The 20887-nt window shown below is 62.0% G+C and carries 8 protein-coding genes; all 8 read left to right on the forward strand.

Translation table 11 applies throughout. From position 1 onward, the window contains the following. Positions 1-19 precede the first annotated feature (19 nt). The 8 genes from ACZLIB_RS05825 (at position 20) to ACZLIB_RS05860 (ending at position 20886) form a co-directional block, all read left to right on the forward strand. Positions 20-1414 (forward strand): HlyD family type I secretion periplasmic adaptor subunit, encoded by a 1395-nt coding sequence (locus ACZLIB_RS05825; RefSeq protein WP_049422738.1) that lies wholly within the window; start codon positions 20-22, stop codon positions 1412-1414. A 119-nt stretch (positions 1415-1533) separates the two neighbouring features. Then, on the forward strand, positions 1534-1983 hold the full coding sequence (locus ACZLIB_RS05830; protein WP_138927384.1) for a hypothetical protein: 450 nt from the start codon (positions 1534-1536) through the stop codon (positions 1981-1983). A gap of 2 nt (positions 1984-1985) precedes the next feature. Continuing rightward, positions 1986-14522, forward strand: coding sequence for a cadherin domain-containing protein (locus ACZLIB_RS05835; RefSeq protein WP_478469353.1), 12537 nt, complete (start codon positions 1986-1988; stop codon positions 14520-14522). Next, complete coding sequence (locus ACZLIB_RS05840) at positions 14519-15073, forward strand: toxin-activating lysine-acyltransferase (protein ID WP_132809494.1); 555 nt, start codon at positions 14519-14521, stop codon at positions 15071-15073. The genes ACZLIB_RS05835 and ACZLIB_RS05840 overlap by 4 nt, the downstream gene beginning before the upstream one ends. A gap of 192 nt (positions 15074-15265) precedes the next feature. Further along, positions 15266-15835, forward strand: a complete 570-nt coding sequence (locus ACZLIB_RS05845; protein WP_369353423.1) for a single-stranded DNA-binding protein — start codon at positions 15266-15268, stop codon at positions 15833-15835. A 138-nt stretch (positions 15836-15973) separates the two neighbouring features. After that, positions 15974-17287 carry a site-specific integrase gene (locus ACZLIB_RS05850; protein ID WP_149500782.1) on the forward strand — a complete coding sequence of 438 codons (1314 nt, stop codon included), beginning with the start codon at positions 15974-15976 and terminating at the stop codon, positions 17285-17287. Continuing rightward, positions 17271-18860, forward strand: a complete 1590-nt coding sequence (locus tag ACZLIB_RS05855; protein ID WP_232092444.1) for a site-specific integrase — start codon at positions 17271-17273, stop codon at positions 18858-18860. The genes ACZLIB_RS05850 and ACZLIB_RS05855 overlap by 17 nt, the downstream gene beginning before the upstream one ends. Beyond that, positions 18853-20886: a hypothetical protein gene (locus ACZLIB_RS05860; protein ID WP_232092445.1), complete on the forward strand. Its 2034-nt coding sequence runs from the start codon at positions 18853-18855 to the stop codon at positions 20884-20886. Before ACZLIB_RS05855 ends, ACZLIB_RS05860 begins: the two co-directional genes overlap by 8 nt. The last annotated feature ends 1 nt before the right edge of the window (position 20887 follow it).

The following is a 20887-nucleotide window of genomic DNA, read 5'->3' on the forward strand; positions in this document are numbered from 1 at the left end:
CCAGCCAAGGACAGCACGCATGTTGAAGGGACTGAGACATCACCTGGGCATCCTGCGCGAGAGCCTGCGCGCAGAGCGTGCGCAGCCGGATCAACGGGATTCGGCCGCGCCGGACTTCCTGCCGGCGGCGCTGGAAATTCTGGAAAAGCCCCCGAACCCTATCGGCCGCACCGTTCTCTGGTTGCTGATCGCCTTCCTGGCCATCGCATTGGTCTGGTCGTGCCTTGGCCGCCTGGACATGGTTGCCGTGGCCGAAGGCAAGGTCATTCCGCGCGGCAACGTGAAGGTGATCCAGGCGGCGGATCAGGGCGTGGTCCGTGCGATCCATGTGGTCGAAGGGCAGTCGGTGAAGGCTGGCACGCCGCTGCTCGAACTGGATCCGACGGTCAGCCATGCCGAGGTCGAGCAGGCGCGCCAGGCGTTGCTGACCGCGCAGATCGATGTGGCACGGGCGCAGGCCGTGGTTGACCACGTTGCCGGCCGGGCCGGTCGGTTCATCGCACCGGAGGGAGCATCTGACAGCATCGTTGCCATCCAGCAGGCACTGGTGGCCGCCAAACAGCGCGAGTTCGATTCCACCGTGGGCGGCTTGCAGCAGGAGCGCAGCCAGCGCGATGGCGAGCACGGCATGATCCTGGCCGAGATCGCCAAGCTGGAAGAGCAGCTGCCGCTGGCTACAGACCAGCTGAACAAGCTGGAGGAGCTGAGCCGCGACAACTATGTGCCGCGACTGCAGGTGGCCGAAGTGAAGGAGCGTGTTGTCGGCATGCGCCAGGACCTGGCGATCCGACGCGAAGAGCAGCGCAAAGCGACCGCAGCGCAACTGGCGGCCAGCCAGCAGATGAGCAAGAGCCGCAGCGAGTTCGCACGTGAAGCACTGGACGCCCTGACCGAGGCCGAAGCGGCGCGCGCGCTGCGTGGCGAAGAATTGAAGAAGGCCCATGACAAGGCCGGGCACATGGTACTGCGCGCGCCGGTGACCGGCGTGGTGCAGCAGCTGCAGGTGCACACCATCGGCGGCGTGGTGAAGCCGGCAGATCCGCTGATGGTGCTGGTGCCGCACGACGGCGAACTGGTGGTCGATGCGATGCTGCCCAATCGTGATGCCGGCTTCGTCCGCGACGGCCAGTCGGTGGAGGTGAAGTTGGAGGCCTACCCGTTCACCCGCTACGGCGTGGTCGACGGAATCGTGGAGACCGTGGGCCATGATGCGGTGCAGACCGAGAAGGAAGGGCTACGCTACCCGGCGCGCGTGCGCCTGCTGAAGCCCTGGATCGAAGTGGATGGCCGGCGCCGCGCGCTGGCGCCAGGCTTGGCTGCCACGGCGGAGATCAAGACCGGTGATCGCCGCATCATTGAATACCTGCTGTCACCGCTGTCGCGGCGTGTTCAGGAGGCGGGGAGGGAGCGATGAAAAGCGGAGTTCGAGCCTCAAACGGCAACCCTGTACCTATGCGGGCTCTTGGTCTGATTCTCGCGCTGGTACTCCTCCCTTGGCATCTACAGGCACGAGATCACGCCTCCTTGAGGTCGGTGGACCTGCAGGAACGCCTGGTTGGACTGCTGGCCCGACAGGGCGGGGACCACTGGAAGGGCATCCCGCCGAGCACTCTGGAACAGGCGATGCGGGTCAGTTGGCGGCGTGGAGCAGGTTTGCCTTCTTCCGGCAGAGGGGAGGGGGTCACGGTCGAAGGCTGGTCTTTCTGGATGCACACCGAGTTTCGCAACGGTGGCTATCAAACGCGCCTCGACACCTACGTTGCCACGCCAGGGAGCACCTGCACCTTCAATGCCGATCAGTTTGCCCGGAGGCTCAAGGCCATCGGGATGGAGGGTGGGCCAGTCAGATCAACGCTGCTTCCCGAGACCTGGTACCTCGGTGCCAGAAACGTGGAGGTTGCGGTCAGGACATACACAAGCACTACCAATGGTCAGCGCCATCAGTGCGTTGAAACGATCAGCATCGGTCCCCGGGAGTTCTGAACATGCCATCGATCAACAACGAGCTTGAAGCCGTTCTGCAGAGCCTCCGTCAGAAGGGAGGGCAGTTCTCCAAGGCCGAGCAGACCATTAGGCGGACAATCGAGAGTTCACCCGAACTCATGATTCGCTTGAACGTATCCGCCAAGAATGGAACGCTGAAGGGAATCGAACTGCTTCCCTCCGGTGCGACAGAGGGAGGGCACTACAGCGCCGGGTCCGGAGTCATCCGTATAAGTCGCGATCGGTTCGTTGCTGGAGGTGAAGCTGCGTTGGACGCGCTGGCATTCGTGCTCGGCCATGAAACCGCGCATAGCATCTATCAAGTCGAGAACGCCAAAGCGCTCGAAACTTTCCGCCAGCAGGTATACGCACTCTCGGTCGTGAAGGGTGTCAGAGACTACACGCCCATCCTGGCTGCCTACCTCAAGGCTACTCGCGAAAACGAAGCGGTTGCGATGATCGGCGGATGGAACGCAGTCTGGGGACGAGCCGTACTCAATTCCAGCAATGGCATTGACCAGCAGTCGTTCTTGGCCAGGATGTATCAGGCGATGCCACCGGGATGCGTCATCAAGGAGCCCAATGGTAGTTACAAGCTCGCACAGGGCATCACCATGCGCGGCAACTACTCCATTGAGTCCAGCAGGAATTCGCCGAACATCGAGGGATTCGGAATCTGCTACTACGACGGTACCGGTGCGGGGCTCGGCCAATCCGGGGGGCTCGATTACCGGAACTACTACTTGGGTCCCCAATTGGAGTACATCATCGAAGCCGAGCTGCAGATGCAGCGGCTGATGCCGGCGGGAAACCAGCCTGGCGACGTTCGGATTGATCTTGAGGCGATAGGTGGCAACGAGGCGGTCCTTGAAGCAGACGGCCTGTACTTCAGCGGAAGAGATAGCCAGTTCATATTCTCTGATGGCCGAGGGCCATTGCGGGTCTTCAATAGAAAGGGTGATGCTTCGCAGAAGCCGCGAAGCCCTTCACAGATACAGCTCCCCGTTGACAGTGAAACCTTGCAACGAATCACCATGTCTGGGGGTTTGGGCGGGGCCATTGGCGGGGCAATAGCCTCTGCGCTGAAGATCAACGATCCACTGTGGAAGGTGCTCGCTTCAGCCACGTTGAAGACGGTAGGCAAAAATCTGGGCGAGATTGCAGCCGCCGGTGGAACGAAGGTCGTGACCCGGGCGGGCGTCTTGGATCTGCTCTCTGATGTTCCGGACGAATTTCGAGTAAGCCTTCAGGGCGCCGCTGCTGGCACGGTTTCTGCCTATTTGACGGCTGAGCTGATCAGCTCGCTTGGCATCAAGGGCACGCTGGGAGAGGTCGGACAGAGCGTTGCCGCAAGCTCACTCAGCCAGATCATTGAGAATGCGATCAAGATTGCTGATGGCGCCACGATCGGCATCACAGATGGCTTGTCAAAGGGGCAGGTCTTTACCGCGATCGGTGGGTACATCGGCGCGCGCCTGGGCGCCAGCCTCGTCCAGTTCGAAACAGTGGGTGGACAGTTGGGCGCTCAGATCGGCTCTGCTGTGGGCGCCTATGTTGGTGCCACGATGGCACAGACGTGGAGTGCCTTGCTGCAGGCCGTTGGCACGACCTATGCCGGACCCATCGGCGCGGCTATTGGCGCGTTGGTTGGGTACATATTCGGAGGATTGATCGGAAGTTTGTTCTCCAGTGGGAAGCCGCGCTCTTGGGCATCTGTCACCTGGGACGAGGCGAACTCGACCTTCACCGTTTCTGGCGTTCGTGCCCGCTCGGGCGGCGTGAGTATCGGAGCGACGCTACTGGCCAATCAGGTCGCTGGCACAATGAATGCGGTACTGGAGGTGTCGGGGAGCCGGGTGGCAACGGGTGCGACAGTGGATGGCGGTACCTATGGAACGTACGGCAAGAAGTATCGCTATTGGTCGGAGCCTTCATTCACCACCTCCAAGGCCGAGGATGTAATTTCCTACGGTACGGTGCGGGCGTTGTCCAATCTACTCGATCGGATGATTGGTGGAGACATCTACATCAAGCGTGCCATCGGAAAGAATCTTGTCAGCCTAGATGCGCCGACAGGTTTCAGTGCGACCAATCTGTTTGGCGATATAGCCGTTGCTTCCGACTACGCTCGATATGTTGCGTCTCCATGGGAAATCAATACTCTGATTGCGGGAGCGCCTGAGAGTGGGTTCGCCGCACAGTGGGCCATTACGCTCGTCCGTGTCGAAGAGCTCGGACTCAACCGCCGTGCAGCGTCTGATTGGACGGGGGGATTTGCTGCATGGCTTGATCAACTGGCAGACGGCGCTGTAGACGGTGTCGGTCTGGTCGCCTCCAACATGACGTTGGCGCTCGATCCTGATGGAGGACGAAAGCGTACCTTGGTCAGCTGGACCGGAGACGAAGTTCACTCGTTGGGCGACACCATCGTCACCGCAGATAAAGACAGGATCCTCGGCGGAACCGGCAGCGACAGCATCATCGTCAATGGTGCATTGCTGTCCAGCACCACCGGCCTGCTGGTCAACGGCAACGCACCTTCGGCCACGCATCGCATCGAAATCGCGGCTGTCATCGATGCCGGTGCAGGTGACGATCTGGTCCGGGGTGGAGACCTCGGCAACGATCTGCTCGGCGGCAGCGGCAACGATACCCTGGTGGGCGGCCTGCTCGATGACTGGCTGTTTGGCGGGGACGGCAATGACGTGCTGTTCGCCGGCAATATCACCAATGTGAACTTCGCCATCGGTGATGCCAGCGCACAGGCGCTGGCGATCGCTGCGCGTGGTGGCAACGGCAACTACCTCGACGGCGGTGCCGGCGATGATCGCCTGTATGGCAGCACCGGTTCGGACTGGCTGGAAGGTGGCGCTGGCAACGACCTGCTGGTGGGTGGCGAAGGGGGGGACATCATCGCCGGTGGCGCTGGCGATGATCGGGGTGCCAATGGCGAAGCACGCCTGTTCGGTGGGGGCGGCGCGGACCAGTACCTGTTCCGGCTTGGTGACGGCCGCGATGTGGTCTACGACGAAGAGGGCGCAGACGCCATCCGTGGCAGCGGCGACAGCTTGAATGACCGCCTCGCAAAGATCGCCAATGGACAGTTGGCGCGCAACTGGGCCGGTGGTGGCGAGTACGAGGTCAACGGCTCGGTGAAGGGTGGTGAGGACGCGATCGTGTTCGGCACCGGCCTGTCGCTGCAGAACATCCAGATGCGCCGCTCCTCGGCCAGCGGCGCCGGCAACGACCTGATCATTGCCTTGGTCAGCTATGACGCCGCCGGCAACGCGACCCTCACCGGCGATGAGCTGACCATCAAGGACTGGTTCGAATCCTCGCATCGCGTGGAGTGGCTGCGGTTTGCCGATGGCGAGGACATCCGCATCGGCGACATGACCTCGTACATCATCGGCACCGGTGGCTCGGATGTGATCCTGGGCACCTACGGCGCTGACTTCCTGTATGGCGGCGCCGGCAATGACGAGATCCGAGGCCTGGCCGGCAATGACTTCGGCAATGGTGGCTCGGGCGACGATTTCGTTGCTGGCGATGGCGACCAGGACTGGGTGATGGGCGGCTCCGGCAACGACCAGGTGCTGGGCGGCGCAGGCAATGACACGGTGTTTGGCGATGATGGCAATGACCGTGTGTATGGCGGTACGGGTTCGGACCTGGTGGTCGGCGGCCGTGGCAACGACGAAGTGGTGGGCGGTGAAGGCGATGACGTCTTCCGCTACCAGCGCGGCGATGGCGACGACATTGTCATGGACGACTATGTCGACAACTGGGATCTGGTCTGGGAGAAGGGCGCCTACGTCAATGGCTATGTACGCAATGCCGATGGCACCGTCAGCAAGGACGGCGTGGTCTATTTCGACGGTTCCACCTGGATCAGCCACAACGACTGGAACGACGAGGCGCAGGTGCTGCGCCGGCACAAGGGAGCGCTCAATGGCCTGATTGCGCGCAATGCGGGTGTTGATTCGCTGGAGTTTGGCGTCGGCATCGACATCCAGGATGTGATGCTGCAGCGAGATGGCAATGACCTGCGCCTGGTGATCGGCCGCGATGGCGAGAAGGAGCGCCTCTCGGCGTCCAGTGACCGGATCACGATCAAGGACTGGTACGCACTCGGTGGATCGATCGAGAACATGGTGTTTGCCGCGACCGGCCGCCATGCGCTCACCGACATGACCCTGCTCGGGGGCGGCGATGGCAATGACACGATTGCTGGAACGGCTGGCAAGGACTGGTTGACCGGCAACGGTGGCGATGACGTCATCGACGGCGGCGCGGGCAATGACCTGCTGATGGGCAACGAAGGCGACGATACGCTGCGTGGCGGTGCGGGTGACGACATCCTGTACGGCGGCCAGGGTGACGATCTGCTGCACGGCGGTGCCGGCGCGGACACCCTGTTCGGTGGCGGTGGCGTGGACATCGCGTCCTACGCGGGCAGCGCGGCGGTGCGCGTCTACCTGGAAGGCACGTTCGCCAATACCGGCGATGCCAAGGGCGATGCCTACAGCAGCATCGAAGGCATCGAGGGCGGCGCCGGCGCCGACCGTCTCGGCGGCAGTATCGGTGCGGATGTGCTGCGTGGTGGAGGTGGTGCGGATGCGCTGTACGGCGGTGAGGGCGACGATGCCTATGAGTACAACATCGGCGACGGTAGTGATGTCATCTATGAAGGCGCTTTCTATCTGGATGAGGTGATGTCCAGCTCAGGGACGTTGGGATCAGCCTACACGGCGTCCTGGGAGTATCTGGGCCTTGGCGAGACAACTGCGGGCAACAAGCATCAGTATCGGTTGACGGTCAAGGAGATCGCATCCGGCACTGTTGTCTACCAGAGCGTGGACAAGGTGGACTTCCTGTTTGACGCCCCAGTGGCGAACGCGCCAGCCTCCACCACGTGGCCATCGGCGCAGGGGCAGTTCCGTTCGTCGACCTGGCGAAACGGGCCAAATGGGCAACAGATCGTGCGCGAAGTGTTCCAGGCCACCGACGGGGGCCAGGATACGCTGGTACTGGGAGCAGGGCTAAGCCTCTCCAATCTTCGGTTGGCGCTGAGCGGGGCGACGCTCCAGGTGGATGTCTTCGCCGCACAGAACGGTACGATCAAGCTCGCAAATCACACGAATGCCGAGCGTCGCGTCGAGTTCATGCAGTTGAAGGACGGACTGGTGCTGGATCTGCGCCAGTTCCGCCAGCTTTCCCAAGGCGGTAGCGCGAATGACGATGTACTGTTCGGGTCCGAGGGCGCGGACACGCTTACGGGTCTTGCAGGTCACGACGTGCTGGCCGGTGGTGATGGCAATGACACGCTGCGGGGCGGCGACGGCGACGACACGCTGGAGGGCGGCGCCGGTGCCGATATCCTCGACGGTGGCAGCGACCGCATCAGCCTTGGCCAGGCGGCGGTGGCGGGTGAAGCCTATGGCGATACCGTCCGCTATGTGACGTCCACCGCGTCGCTGGTGCTGGACCTCGCCGCAGGCACGCTGTCGGGCGGGCATGCCGATGGCGATACCCTGGTTGCAGTCAACGGCGTCAGCACGTTGGAGAACGTGGTGGGCAGCGACGGCTTCGCCGATACCGTCAGTGGTGATTCACGCGCCAATCGCCTGATCGGGCTGGGTGGCAACGACTGGCTGGATGGGCGGGGCGGCGACGACGTGCTCATCGGTGGTGATGGCAACGACACCCTGATGGGCGGCGACGGCAACGATGCGCTGTCTGGTGATGCCGGTGACGATCGCCTTGAAGGTGGCGCTGGCAACGACGTGCTGGCTGGCGGTGCCGGTGCCGACGAGCTTTACGGTGGGCTGGGCGAGGACCAGATCAGCGGTGATACAGGCAACGACAAGGCCTGGGGCGGCGAAGGCAATGACACGCTGGGGGGCCAGGACGGAGACGACCAGCTCTACGGCGAGGCTGGCAACGATACCCTGGTAGGCGGCGCGGGCGACGACCTGCTGGACGGCGGGACCGGCAACGACACCCTGGCCGGTGAAGCCGGCAACGACCTGCTGCGGGGCGGTGATGGCAATGACACCTACCTGTTCGATCGGGACGGCGGCAACGACCGCATCGAAGACGCACTGGGCGTCAATCGCATCGTGCTGCAGAACGTGGCCAACCACGAGGTCTGGCTGCAGAAGGTGGGCAACGATCTGCTGGTCAGCGTGATCGGAGGCAGCACCCGGATCACCATCGCGGGCTACTACACCGGCGCCAGCCGGATCACCGAGATCGCGACCGGTGCAGGCTCGCTGTTCCTCGCCCACGCGGAGCCACTGCTCGCGGCAATGGCGGCAGAGTCGGCATCCTTGCCGGCCGGGATGTCCTCCAGCTTGCAGGGCCTGCTCGGCAGCTACTGGCAGAACTCGAGCAAGCCGGCACCGCTGGTCGAAACGCAGTACCTGGCCACCGATGAGGACGTGCCGCTCAGTGGCAGCGTCAATGCCGTCGACCATGACGGGAACATCACCGGATACACGGTGATCACCGCACCCGGTATGGGGACCGTTGCTCTCAATGCGGCCACGGGTGCCTGGGTCTACACGCCGGCGGCGGACCGCCACGGCAATGACCGTTTCGTGGTCCGGGTCACCGATGCCGACGGCAATACCGCCGACCAGATCGTCGATCTGGTGGTGCGCTCGGTCAACGACGCGCCCAGCGACATCCTCGCACCCGGACCGCTGGCCGTGGACGAGAACGCCGCCAATAACCTGTCGCTGGGCCGCTTCGGCCATGTCGATCGCGACGGCGCGGAAGATACGGCCAGCTTCACCCTGATCAATGATGGCGGCGGCCGCTTCAAGCTCACCGCCGATGGCACGCTCAGCGTTCGTGTTGGCACCAAGCTGGACTATGAGACCGCCACCGCGCACACCATCCGGGTGCGCGTGACCGACGGTGCCGGCGCGTGGTTCGAGAAGGACTTCAAGATCGACGTGCGCAACGTCAACGAGGCGCCGTTCACGCCGACGCGGCCACCGAACACCGCGCCCGTACTGGCCGGTGAAAAGACGGGCGCCGGTACGGTGGTGGGCACCTTCGTGATCGGGGACCCCGACAAGAGCACGCCGACCCTGCAGCTGGTGACCAACCCGGGCGGTCTGCTGGAGGTGGTGGGTAACCAGGTACGCGTGCGTGCGGGCGTTGCGATCGACTTCGAGACGCTGGCCGCCGCCCAGGGCGCAACCTTGGTCGATCTGGATGGCGACGGCATCAAGGAGGTGTTGCTGACCGCCAGCGTGAGGGCGTACGACGGCAGCCTTGCATCTGCATCGACGCTCAGCTTCACCTATGCCATCGAAGACGAGAATGAAGCGCCGACAGCGGTGGTGTTCGCGGCCACCACCACCAGCTTCAGCGAAACCGATCGGGTTCCCACCGGAACTGCGCTGCCGGCGATCCTGCTCGGTACGCTGTCGGCCACCGATCCAGACACCACGGCAGGCAGTGATTTCGCCACGATGGTGTACAGCGTGTCCGACAGCCGCTTCGAGATCATCAACGGCAACCAGCTGCGCCTGAAGGCCGGTGCGATCGTTGACTATGAGGCGGGAAGCAACGTCACCGTGACGGTCACCGCGACCGATCGCGGCGGCGCCGGGTTGAGCGTCAGCAAGCAGCTGGTCTTCACCGTGGTCAACCGCGATGACTACCTGTACGGCACTGCCGCTGGAGAAACGCTGGTCGGCCAGGCCAACCGGGACGTGATCCAGGGGCTCGGCGGCAACGACATCATCAACGGCGGCGGTGGCAACGACGACCTGTACGGCGGCGATGGCGATGACAATCTGCGCGGTGAGGCTGGCGACGACAAACTGTGGGGCGAGCTGGGTCGCGACACGCTGTACGGTGGCGCAGGCGTCGACGAACTGCGTGGCGGTGATGGCGATGACAACTTGTATGGCGAAGACGGTGATGATCGTCTGTACGGCGACGCCGGCAATGACATCCTCGATGGCGGTGCCGGCAATGACCTGCTGGAAGGGGGCATCGGCAATGACACGCTGCGCGGCGGCGTCGGCAACGACATCCTGCGCGGTGGTGATGGCGACGATATCCTCGATGGCGGTGCCGGTGCCGACACCCTGTCCGGAGGCGCCGGTGTCGATACGTTGACCTACGCCTCGGCGACGGCGGGCATCGTGCTGAACCTGGCTACCGGAACACATGGCGGCGCGGCCGCCGGCGATGTGCTGGAAGATGCGTTCGAGCGCGTGATCGGCAGTGGGTTCGACGACGTCATCACTGGTGGCGCGGGGGATGATTACATCGAGGGTGGCGCAGGCAACGACAAGCTCTACGGCGGCGCTGGCAACGACACGCTGTATGGCGGTGATGGTGACGACCTGCTCGATGCGCAGGCCGGCAATGACACCCTGTATGGCGGCGCCGGTAACGACATCCTGATTGGTGGCGATGATAGCGACGTCTACTTGATCGACCGCAACTCCGGTGCCGACGAAATCCGTAACTACGACTCCAGTGGCGACGATATCGACGTCATCGGCTATCGCGACATCAGCCGCAATGACCTGTGGTTCAGCCGTACCGGCGATGACCTGGTGATCTCGGTGATCGGCACCAGCGTGGTGACCACGATCAAGGGCTGGTACACGACCACCAATGCCAATGATCGCGCCAACTACAAGATTGATTTCTTCCTGGCCGGCGAGCACGCCAGCAGCACGATCAATGCAGAGGCACTGGTCGCGCTGATGGCCGGCCGCACCAAGCCCGCCACGGTCGCGGCCTATCAGGCATTGCATGCCGACGGCACGTTCGAGAACCAGTGGCGGCACTACTGGGATGGCAACGGCCTGCCGTCGATCAGCATCGTGCCGGATCAGTCGATCAACGAGGATGGCCAGGTCGCCCTGCAGTTCACCGTCGGTGATGACCTGACCCCGGCGTCCGGGGTCACCGTACGTGCCGTGGCGGTGGATGCAACTGACCTTACGACGGTGGTGGCCTGGATGAATACTCCGACCATCACTGCGGGGGCCAACGGCGAGCGCACGGTGACGCTGGTGCCCAAGAGCAACGCCAGCGGACGCGTTGCGATCAAGCTGATCGCAACCGATGCCGGTGGGCTGGTGACCGAGCGCGTGTTCTTCATGAATGTGGCGCCGGTAGTGGACGCGCCGGTGATTACCCGTGCCGTGCAGGTCGGCAAGACACTTGATAGTGGCACGCTGACGCTGGATGTGCAGGCGGCGCTGTCCGATGCCGATGGTTCGGAGACCCTGGAGATCCGCATCTCGAACCTGCCGACCGGGCTGACCCTGAACAAGGGCACGAACCTGGGCAACGGCGTGTGGTCGCTGACGCCGGCGCAGCTGGCCGGTCTAGCGCTGGTCGGTCCGGCCACGTGGTCGGCCGACCTGACCGGCACTGCGGCGCTGACGGTGACTGCCATCGCCAAGGAGACCGCGACGGGCAAGACCAGCAGCAAGACGCAGACGCTGTCGGTCACCATCAATGCGCGTCCGACCGACATCACTGTCGACCGCGCGTTGAGTACGGTCGAGTCAACCGCGGATGCACCGGTGGCCAATGGCACGGTGCTCGGCAATTTCGCCCGCGTCGATGCGGACAACGATGGCTTCACCTTCAGCCTGACCAACAACGCGGGCGGCCGCTTTGCGATTTCCGCAGCCGGTGTGCTGACCGTGGCCAATGCCAGCCTGCTCGACTACGAGGCCAACACCTCGCACCAGATCGTGGTGCGGGTGACCGATTCGGGCGGGTTGACCCGCGACAAGACCTTCACCGTCGCGGTGACCAACGTCGATGAAGCCCCGGCCACGCCGACCGTCTCCAGCCAGCCGGTGGCGATTGCTGCGGAGAATGCAGCATTGGGTGGTGTGGTGATTGCCAACTTGGCTTCCAGCGGTGGCAATGGCACCTACAGCTATGTGCTGGAGGGCGACGCGCGCGGCTGGTTCACCCTGGTCGGCAACCAGCTGAAGTTCCGTGATGGCCTGGTACTGGATTTCGAGGCGCTGAAGGCCGCCGGCATGACCCTGAGCGATGCTGACAGCGATGGCCGCCAGGAAGTGGTGTACTCGGTGTCGGTGAAGGCGGTATCCGGTGGATTGACCTCGGCAGGTGCGCGCACCATTACCGTACGCCTGGAGGACGTCAATGACGCGCCTCATGGCATCACTGCCGACCGCTCGCTCAGCATTGCCGAGAACTCGGGCAACGGCACCGAGGTCGGCAGGTTCAGCGGCCAGGACCAGGACGTTACCGACGGTCTGACCTTCACCCTGGTCAACAACGCTGGCGGCCGCTTTGCCATCACCGCGGCTGGTGTACTGAGCGTTGCCAATGGCGGGCTGCTGGACTACGAGGCCGCCACTTCGCATGCAATCACGGTGAGGGTGACCGACACCCACGGCGCGACCCGCGACCAGGTGTTCCAAGTGGGCGTGTCCAACGTCAACGAAGCACCACGAACGCCGGACGTCGTACAGCACGTGGCGCTCACCTCCGAGAACACCGGCGTGGCCGGGCAAGTGGTGGCTACGTTGTCCTCATCTGATCCGGATGGCACCGCGCCCTCTTATCAGATCATCAACGATCCTTTCGCCTGGTTCGTCATTTCCGGAAACCAGCTCAAGTACAACGTCAGCAGCTTCGATTTCGAAGCGGTTGCACCGTACCTGCAGCTGATCGACGGCGACGGCGACGGCCAGCTGGAGGCTTACTACAACGTCACGGTCCGTGCCACGGATGGTGCGCTGGTGTCGGGCAATCGCGAGATCACGGTACGCATCGAAGACGTCAACGAGGCACCGACGACCTGGGGCCAGAGTCTGACGCTGGCCGAATCGGCGCCGGGCGCGGGCCAGACCGTGTTCCAGTTCACCAACTGGTCCGACCCCGACAGCCAGTGGTACAACCGCGACCACCGGTTTGCCATCACAGGTGGTGCCAGCAACCTGTTCGGCATCAACGCCACCACGGGTCAGATCGCGCTGCACGGGCAGCTGGACTATGAAACCGCGCAGAGCCACCAGATACAGGTGACGGTCACCGATCGTGGTGGCTTGTCCAGCAGCACCTGGGTGACGATCAATGTGCAGAACGTCAATGAGCGGCCGACGGTCGTCCAGACGCTGGATAGCAACTACGTGTACGTGCTCTGGGGAAGTGACCAGGAGGACATCTTCAGCCGTCTGGTGATCACCAGTGCGGTGGAGCTGGTGAGTACTACCGGCCAGTACTGGGACACCTACACCAACGAGACATCGTTCTTTGACTATGGGACCACGTCGAGGGCCATTTCCGGTGATGGCTTCCTGAACGGCTATTACTACAACGGCACGCTTGCCACGCGGATCGTGAATCGTGGAAACCGGCGCCAGGTGAATGACGGAAACTGGGGCGATCCGCGCGGAAGCGGCGCGGGCTACTACCAGGAGACCTACTACGACACCTACTATGAAATCGTCATCCAGAGCGTGGACAGCTCTGGTCTCTGGAGTGATCCGCTGAAGTTTGTCGTCAACGAGTTCGGTGCACGCCTCGGTCCGGTCGTGCTTGACCTGGATGGCGACGGCGTGGAGACCGTGGGCTGGGCGCAGAGCGCCACGCGCTTTGACATGGACGGTGATGGCGTGCGTGATCTGACCGGTTGGGTCGGGCCGCACGACGGTCTACTGGTGCTCGACCGCAACCGCAACGGCACGATTGATTCCGGCGCCGAAATCTCGTTCACGATGGATCTGGAGGGGGCCCATTCCGACCTCGAAGGTCTGGCTGCCTATGACAGCAATGGTGATCGGCGTCTGGATGCCAATGATGCCCGCTTCGGAGAGTTCCAGGTCTGGCGTGACGCCAACCGCGATGGCATCAGCCAGGCGGGTGAGCTGTTGACGTTGCAGCAGGCCGGCGTGGCGTCGATCAACCTCGATGCGCGCCGTACCGGGCAGATGCCGGGTACATCGGTGGACAACACTACCTATGCCAACGGTCAGTACACCCGTACCGATGGCACCCAGGCGGCCCTGTCGGACATGTTCTTCGCTTTCGGCGAGCGCGATGAGGAGGGCAACGGTGACGGCCTGAATCTGAATGCTGGCGCCGGCAAGGGCGGACGCGACCTGGGCAGCGGTGATGCCGCCTCCGGCCGGGTCAACCGTCGAGGCGGCGATCCACGCTTCGCGCCTGCAGCTGACCTGCCGCAGGCCCCGGTGGCGCAAGCAGTGACGGAACCGGGGGATCGTTTCGGTGGCGTTGAGCCCACAGCCGCCGAGCGGATGCAGCAATCGGCTCGTTCGGAACATCGTGCTCCCATCGACGAAAGCATTCCCTCCGGCCAGGCATCACAGCGCTCAGCCTTGCATGACAATCTGGCGCTGGCACAGAAGAAGCGGTTCCAGATGATCGAAGCGATGTCCACGTTCGACGCCCAGCCCTATGCCCAGGGCATCAGCACAGCGGCGCGCGATCCGGCCACCATGGAACTGTTGACCGCCATTCCCGACTACAGGATTTCCCGTTCATGATCACTTCCACGACCGCCACCGCCACCACCACCACCGACGGGGCGCCGCGTACCGTTGCCGAGGCCCTCGGCCAGATCGTCTGGCTGCTTTCACAGTCGCCGCTGCACCGTGAGATGCAGTTGAAGGACCTCGAATGGTCATTCATGCCGCCGCTGCTGAAGGAGCAGTTCCGGGTGTTCCGTTTCGGCACCCTGCCGCCGTTGCCGGGCATGCAGGAGGCCGGTGCGGCCTTCGCCGGGGTGACCCAGCAGGCGCTGGAACAGTTGCCGCTTGGCGTTGCAATCTGGGCCAATTTGTCAGAGGAGGCCGAGCGCAAGCTGGAAGCCGGCGAGCGGCTGGAACTGGACGACTGGAACAGCGGCGATCGCCTGTGGCTGATCGAGTTCATCACCCCCTTCGCCCAGCCCGGCAACGGCCTGGCCGAGGCCATGCTGGGCGATCTGCTGACCGGGCCGTTCGCGGGGCGCAGTCTGTCCATGCACCGGACCGATCCGGCCACCGGCCGGCGTGACAAGGTGACCCTGGGCGGCGTGCCGTCGCAGGCGGCCTGATCCGGGAGAGGTGAACGTCCGCCCCGGTCGCCACGCTGGCGGTCGGGGGAGTAGAGGCAAGCCCGGTGGGCCGGGGCTCGATGATAGAATGCCGGGTTTCTGGCAGTGCCCACCCATGGGCGGCCGGGTATCGGCAACTCCGGCTGTGTGCTATGACAGGCACCAGCCCCCGGACAATGGAATCACTTACCTATGGCGCGCGGCATCAACAAAGTCATCCTGGTCGGCAACCTCGGCAACGACCCGGACGTGAAGTACACCCAGAGCGGCATGGCGATCACCCGCATCAGCCTGGCCACCACCAGCGTCCGCAAGGACAAGGATGGCAACCAGCAGGAACGTACCGAATGGCACCGCGTGGTGTTCTTCGGCAAGCTCGGCGAGATCGCCGGCGAGTACCTGCGCAAGGGGAGCTCGGTCTACGTCGAAGGCAGCCTGCGCTACGACAAGTACACCGGCCAGGACGGCGTGGAGAAGTACTCCACCGACATCGTTGCCGATGAAATGCAGATGCTGGGCGGCCGTGGTGAAGGCGGCGGTGGCGGCAACTACGGCGGCGATCGCCCGCAGCGCCAGCAGGCGCCGCGCCAGGAGTACGGCGGCGGCGGTGGCGGTGGCCAGCGCGGCGGCCAGGGCGGTGGCTATGGCAACCAGGGCGGCAATCAGGGCGGCGGTTACGGCAACCAGGGTGGCAACCAGCGCCCGCAGCCGCAGCAGGCGCCGCCGATGGACGACTTCGCTGACGACGATATTCCGTTCTAGGACACCTATCCTCACGCTTTGTAGCTAATGGATCCAGGAAGCCCCTTCTACTAAGGGGCTTTTCTATTTTTTGCTCACTACTTTTGTAAAATAAAATGGTATAGTCATTCATATGTAGTAAATGTAGAAAAAGACCTTATGTCCTCGCTTGCGATGCGCGTGATGAATCAAGGTGAGCGCGTGCCACTTCTGCTGGACGATCAGGGGCTTCCTGTGTTCTACCCGACGCTCTTTGCGACGGCGCAGTTGCGCAACGCCGGAGCGGCCGTCAATACGATTCGAAACGCTCTCACGCACATCCAGGTGCTCCTTCGATGGGAGATGCAGGAAGGACGCAACCTCGTTGACGAGTTCACGGGTGGGACGTTCCTTTCGTTGCCAGACATCGTGTCGCTGCGCGATTTCGCGAAGCTGGACATGCGATATGTGGGCGCTAGAGAAGACACCGAAGTGCGCTCGGGCAACGTGGTGGCCTTTTCTGATGCACGGGTAGGCCCGACGGTGGCGCGTCCCTCGGTGACCCAGCGAGTGGCCTACAACCGCATGACGACGATCGCGGACTACCTGGAGTTCCTCGGCGGCGTCATCATCCAGCATCGCAACTCTGCGGAGTTTGCGCACGATTTGGCTGAGATGGGCAAGCGCATTCGAAAGCACCGCCCACGAGGGTCCAAGCACGGACTCATTCAGACGCCGGTCGAGAAGTCGCCTGATCCAGGGGTGGTCAAGCGGCTGCGGGAAGTCATCGCCATCGGGAGCGACGAGAACCCGTTCAGCGATCCGACGATCCAGCTGCGGAATGCGATCATCATCGAGTTGTATCGAGTCACCGGCATGCGAACGGGCGAACTGCTCAGCCTTTGGGTGGAGCAGTTTCATCTTGGGCACGAGCCAAGCGTCAGCGTTCGACGCAATCACGATGACGTGCACGATCCTCGCGCTTATCAGCCGACCAGCAAAACGAAAGAGCGCATTCTGCCGATCTCGGACGAGCTCGCAAAGCTGGTCCAGCACTACATCCTTGAAGTGCGTGCACGCATTCCTGGAGCGCGACGACATCCCTACGTTTTCGTATCGCACAAGGCCGGGAAGACCTTTGGGAGGCCGCTGTCGAAGAATGGCCTGTACCGAGTCATCGAGCGAGTCAGCGCGGTCTCGCCAGAACTGGCGGGCATACATCCTCATGCACTGCGCCATCACATGAATTACGCGCTGTCGCTAGCGATTGATCAACACAATGCAGCGTCGCGTTCCAATGACGCCGAGCAGATCATTAGGGAGGGTCGCGAGCAGGACATTCGTGCACACCTCAATGGACATCGCAACAAGGAGTCGGGCAAGGTCTATAACGAGCGTCATATCCGTGAACAGGCCGACAAGGCCATGCGACTGCTTGGCAGCGCACTTGCTCGCAATAACGATAAGAAGGTGGGTGATGAAGGCAAGCGCTAAGGCGAATGCAGCCGTACCAGAGACTGCTTCGCCGCGTATGGCTATATCGAAGGATGGCTATTCATTCGATCCGAAGGACATGCAGTGGAAGCTCAATAAGGATGTTCAAATCTCGCTTGGTGTCATAGATGACCTTGAGCCGGATTGTAGGCAGGGTGCCCGCCTCACCCTTCAGCGCTACGCAGAGGAGCAATCCGCCTCACATACCTACAACATGGCTGAGCGCATGAAGCGGTTCATTCGTGAAACGGGGTCTGCTGAAGTGTCTCCGGCTTCGCTCATGAACTGGAGAGCCTCACTCGGATTGGATGGGGAGTGGAATCTGGGGGGGCTCAAGGGGTTCTTGCTGGCATGGCATGACTATGGGTTCGCTGGGATCTCCAAGGATGTGGTTGAACTACTTGAAGGTTGGCGTATCACCGGCAATGAAAAAGGCGCAGCTGTGGCAAACGGCTGCCCAGAAACGGGACCTTTCACGGATATTGAGCTGCAGTCCCTATTGGATTGGGCGAATCTCGCGGTGGTCCAGAAAACGATTGATTTCGAGGATTACGCCTATCTGTTGATGCTGGCAATGACTGCTCGGCGACCCATCCAGATCGCTGCGCTCAGAGGCAAGGATCTGGCTTTGCCGAAGGCAGGCGATAGCTTCTATACGCTAAATGTTCCACGCTCCAAGCAGCGAGGTGGCTCCTTCCGCGGTGAGTTTCGTTCACTTCCAATCCCGAACGATCTTGGCGTTGTGTTGCAGCAACAGCACAGGGGCTCAGTCAAACTTGTCGAGAGTCGAGTGGGATATACGTTGCACGCATCGCTGCGGGATGAAATTCCGATCTTCATCAATGCATCCAAGGCGTACACACTTCGACGCAACACCGATGGTTTCGCGCTTAAAGAGTTGCTTCTTGGAGGTACGCCTGATCTTTTGCACGCGACGACGACATCATTTAGTCAGGCGCTACAGCGCGTCGCACAAGCGTGCACAGCGCGCTCGGAGCGGACTGGCGAATATCTCCGCCTCACAGCCACGAGATTCCGCTACACACGAGGTACGAAACTTCGGAGGGAAGGATTCGGGGCATACGTGATCGCAGAGTTGTTGGACCAATCCGACATCCAGCAGGTCAAGGTCTATACCGAGAATACGGCCCAAGAGGCGGTGTTCATCGACCGGATAGTGGGCCCCGCCCTTGCGCCATTTGCACAAGCTTGTCTAGGAACGCTGGTTCGCAGCGAACGTGACGCGATACGCGGCGACGACCCTACCAGTCGTGTGTCGAATGATCGGCAGAACGCCGTGGGGACATGCGGAAACTTTGGCTTCTGCGCCAGTGGATATCGCGCTTGCTATACATGCGTGCACTTCCAGCCCTGGCTCGACGCTCCACATTCGGAAGTGCTCGAGGATCTTTACGCTGAGAAACTCAGGGTGAAGGAGGCTGGATGTGCGGAGGTGGTGGTCAACGCCAATGATCTCCTGATACTTGCTGTGGAAGACTGCGTCTCGAAGTGCGCTGCCATGCGTCAACAACTGGCTGGCGCATCGTGCCTCGCTGAGGTGGCCGATGGCTGATGTCGTCCTCTTTGTACCGCGTGACGCACGATTTGCCAGCGAAAATTTGGCTGAGTTCATACGGCTTGCACGTGAAGATCTAACCGCATTCGGTGGGCGAGACGGTTGGGAAGAGCACAAGTGGAGGCTTGGAAAGACATCAGTTGTATTTGCCACGAAGACGAAGGAATTAACGAGCCATCGTTTCACCCCGATGGCAGAGCCGTTCATCCAATTCGCCAAGGCATACGTTCGTTATACGTACAGTCACAAGCCCGTTAAGAACATTGACTATCCGCTTCGAGCATTGCGTTGCATTGAAGCGGCTCTTCTTGAGTCCCGCGGAGGTGCCGACGTCAGCGGCCTGAACGGGGCTGTGATGGATGTGGCGGCTGCCAAGTGTCGGGAGTTCTACAAGAGCGACGACGAGAGATGCCAGACGGGGCGTCAGATGGCTCGCATTGTCGAATTCCTTCGGGAGAAAAAGATTGTCCCTTCCTTGCAGCAGTGGAAGTCGCCGTTCCCGAAGCCGAAGATACTGACCGAAGACATCGGAGGCGCGGGGAAAGCACACCGTGCAGCGAAGCTGCCGTCCAACGAGGCAATGTTCGCTTTGGCTGAAATGTTTGCAGCCGCCGATGATGTCGAGACTCAATATTTTTCCTCTATCGCCACGCTTTTGATGGTTGCACCGTCGCGAATTTCTGAGGTGCTCGCGCTTCCAGTTGACTGCATTCAGTGGGATACCGACGAATATGGAGCGCCGCAAATGTGCCTGCGATGGCGGGCAGCGAAGGGCAAGGGAGCCACGAAGAAGTGGGTGCCTTCGGTGATGCAGGATGTTGTCATCGAAGCCGTGCGTCGGCTGACCCAAATCGGCGCTCCCGCTCGTGCGGCTGCCCGCTTCGCTCATGATCACCCTGGAAGATTTATGGATCATCCGGGCTGTGTGGTGACGGTGGGCGATGCCGCCGATCGTCTGCTGATGCCGAATGAAGTGGCAGCTGCTCTAGGGCTTCGGGTTCACAGAAAAACGTACCGTACTGACGGCACGCCCACTTGGTCGCAGGTGGTTGGGGACAAGCGGTTGAAAAAGCTCCTTGATCGGGGTGACATCTCCTACAAGGATCTGGCCGCCTACGTTTTTGAAGGGTGCGCCGGGCCGGATTGGCCATTCATTGATGACAGCAGGACAGTGAAGATCTGGGATGCCCTCTGCCTGCACCGCGTGAACGAGTTCCATCGCGAACATGAAGTCAAGCGGTTCTCATGGGCAATCGCCACATCAACGATGGTGAATGATCGCCTGGGCGGGAGTTCGGATCTCTCGCTCTTCGAGAAGAAGGGCTATCGGAACTCAGATGGAAGTCCAATCAAGCTCACGACTCATCAGCCCCGTCATTGGCTCAATACCCTGAGTCAGCGGGGCGGTATGGACGAGATGACGTTGGCTCAGTGGTCGGGCCGCGCCCGTGTTGCCGACAACGCGCACTACGATCATCGTTCGCCAGAGGAGCGCATGAGAGAGGTGCGAGACATCCTCAAGGTGGAACATAAGTCGCTACTTGAACGATTCCAGAGCCGTCAACCGGTCACTTATCAAGAGCTTGGGGTAGATCGCCTGGGGACCGCCAAAGCTACGCTCTACGGGATGTGCGTTCACGATTACGCGATGAGTCCCTGCCAAAAACAGCGTGAATGCATGACTTGCAAGGAGCATGTATGCATCAAGGGGGATCACGTGACATTGGATCGAATCCTGCTTCTGGAGGCGCAAACCAAAGCGCTTCTTGATCGGGCCCTCGAGGCTCGCGAAGCTGGGGACTTCGGCGCAGACCGATGGGTGGACAACCATAAATGGAAGTTGGCACATGTGCAGGCGATGCGCATGACGTTGGAGCATGATGGCGTGCCCGATGGCACTGTCTTGCGCATTCCAGATGGTCACGATCCTTCGCCAGTGCGGCGAGCGCTGATTGAACTAGGCGTAGTCCTGCCCGATGCTCTGGCTCTGCATCCTCGCGTAATTCCCTTGGCACTCGCATAAA

Source organism: Stenotrophomonas sp. 220_Sma (genome assembly GCF_056487375.1).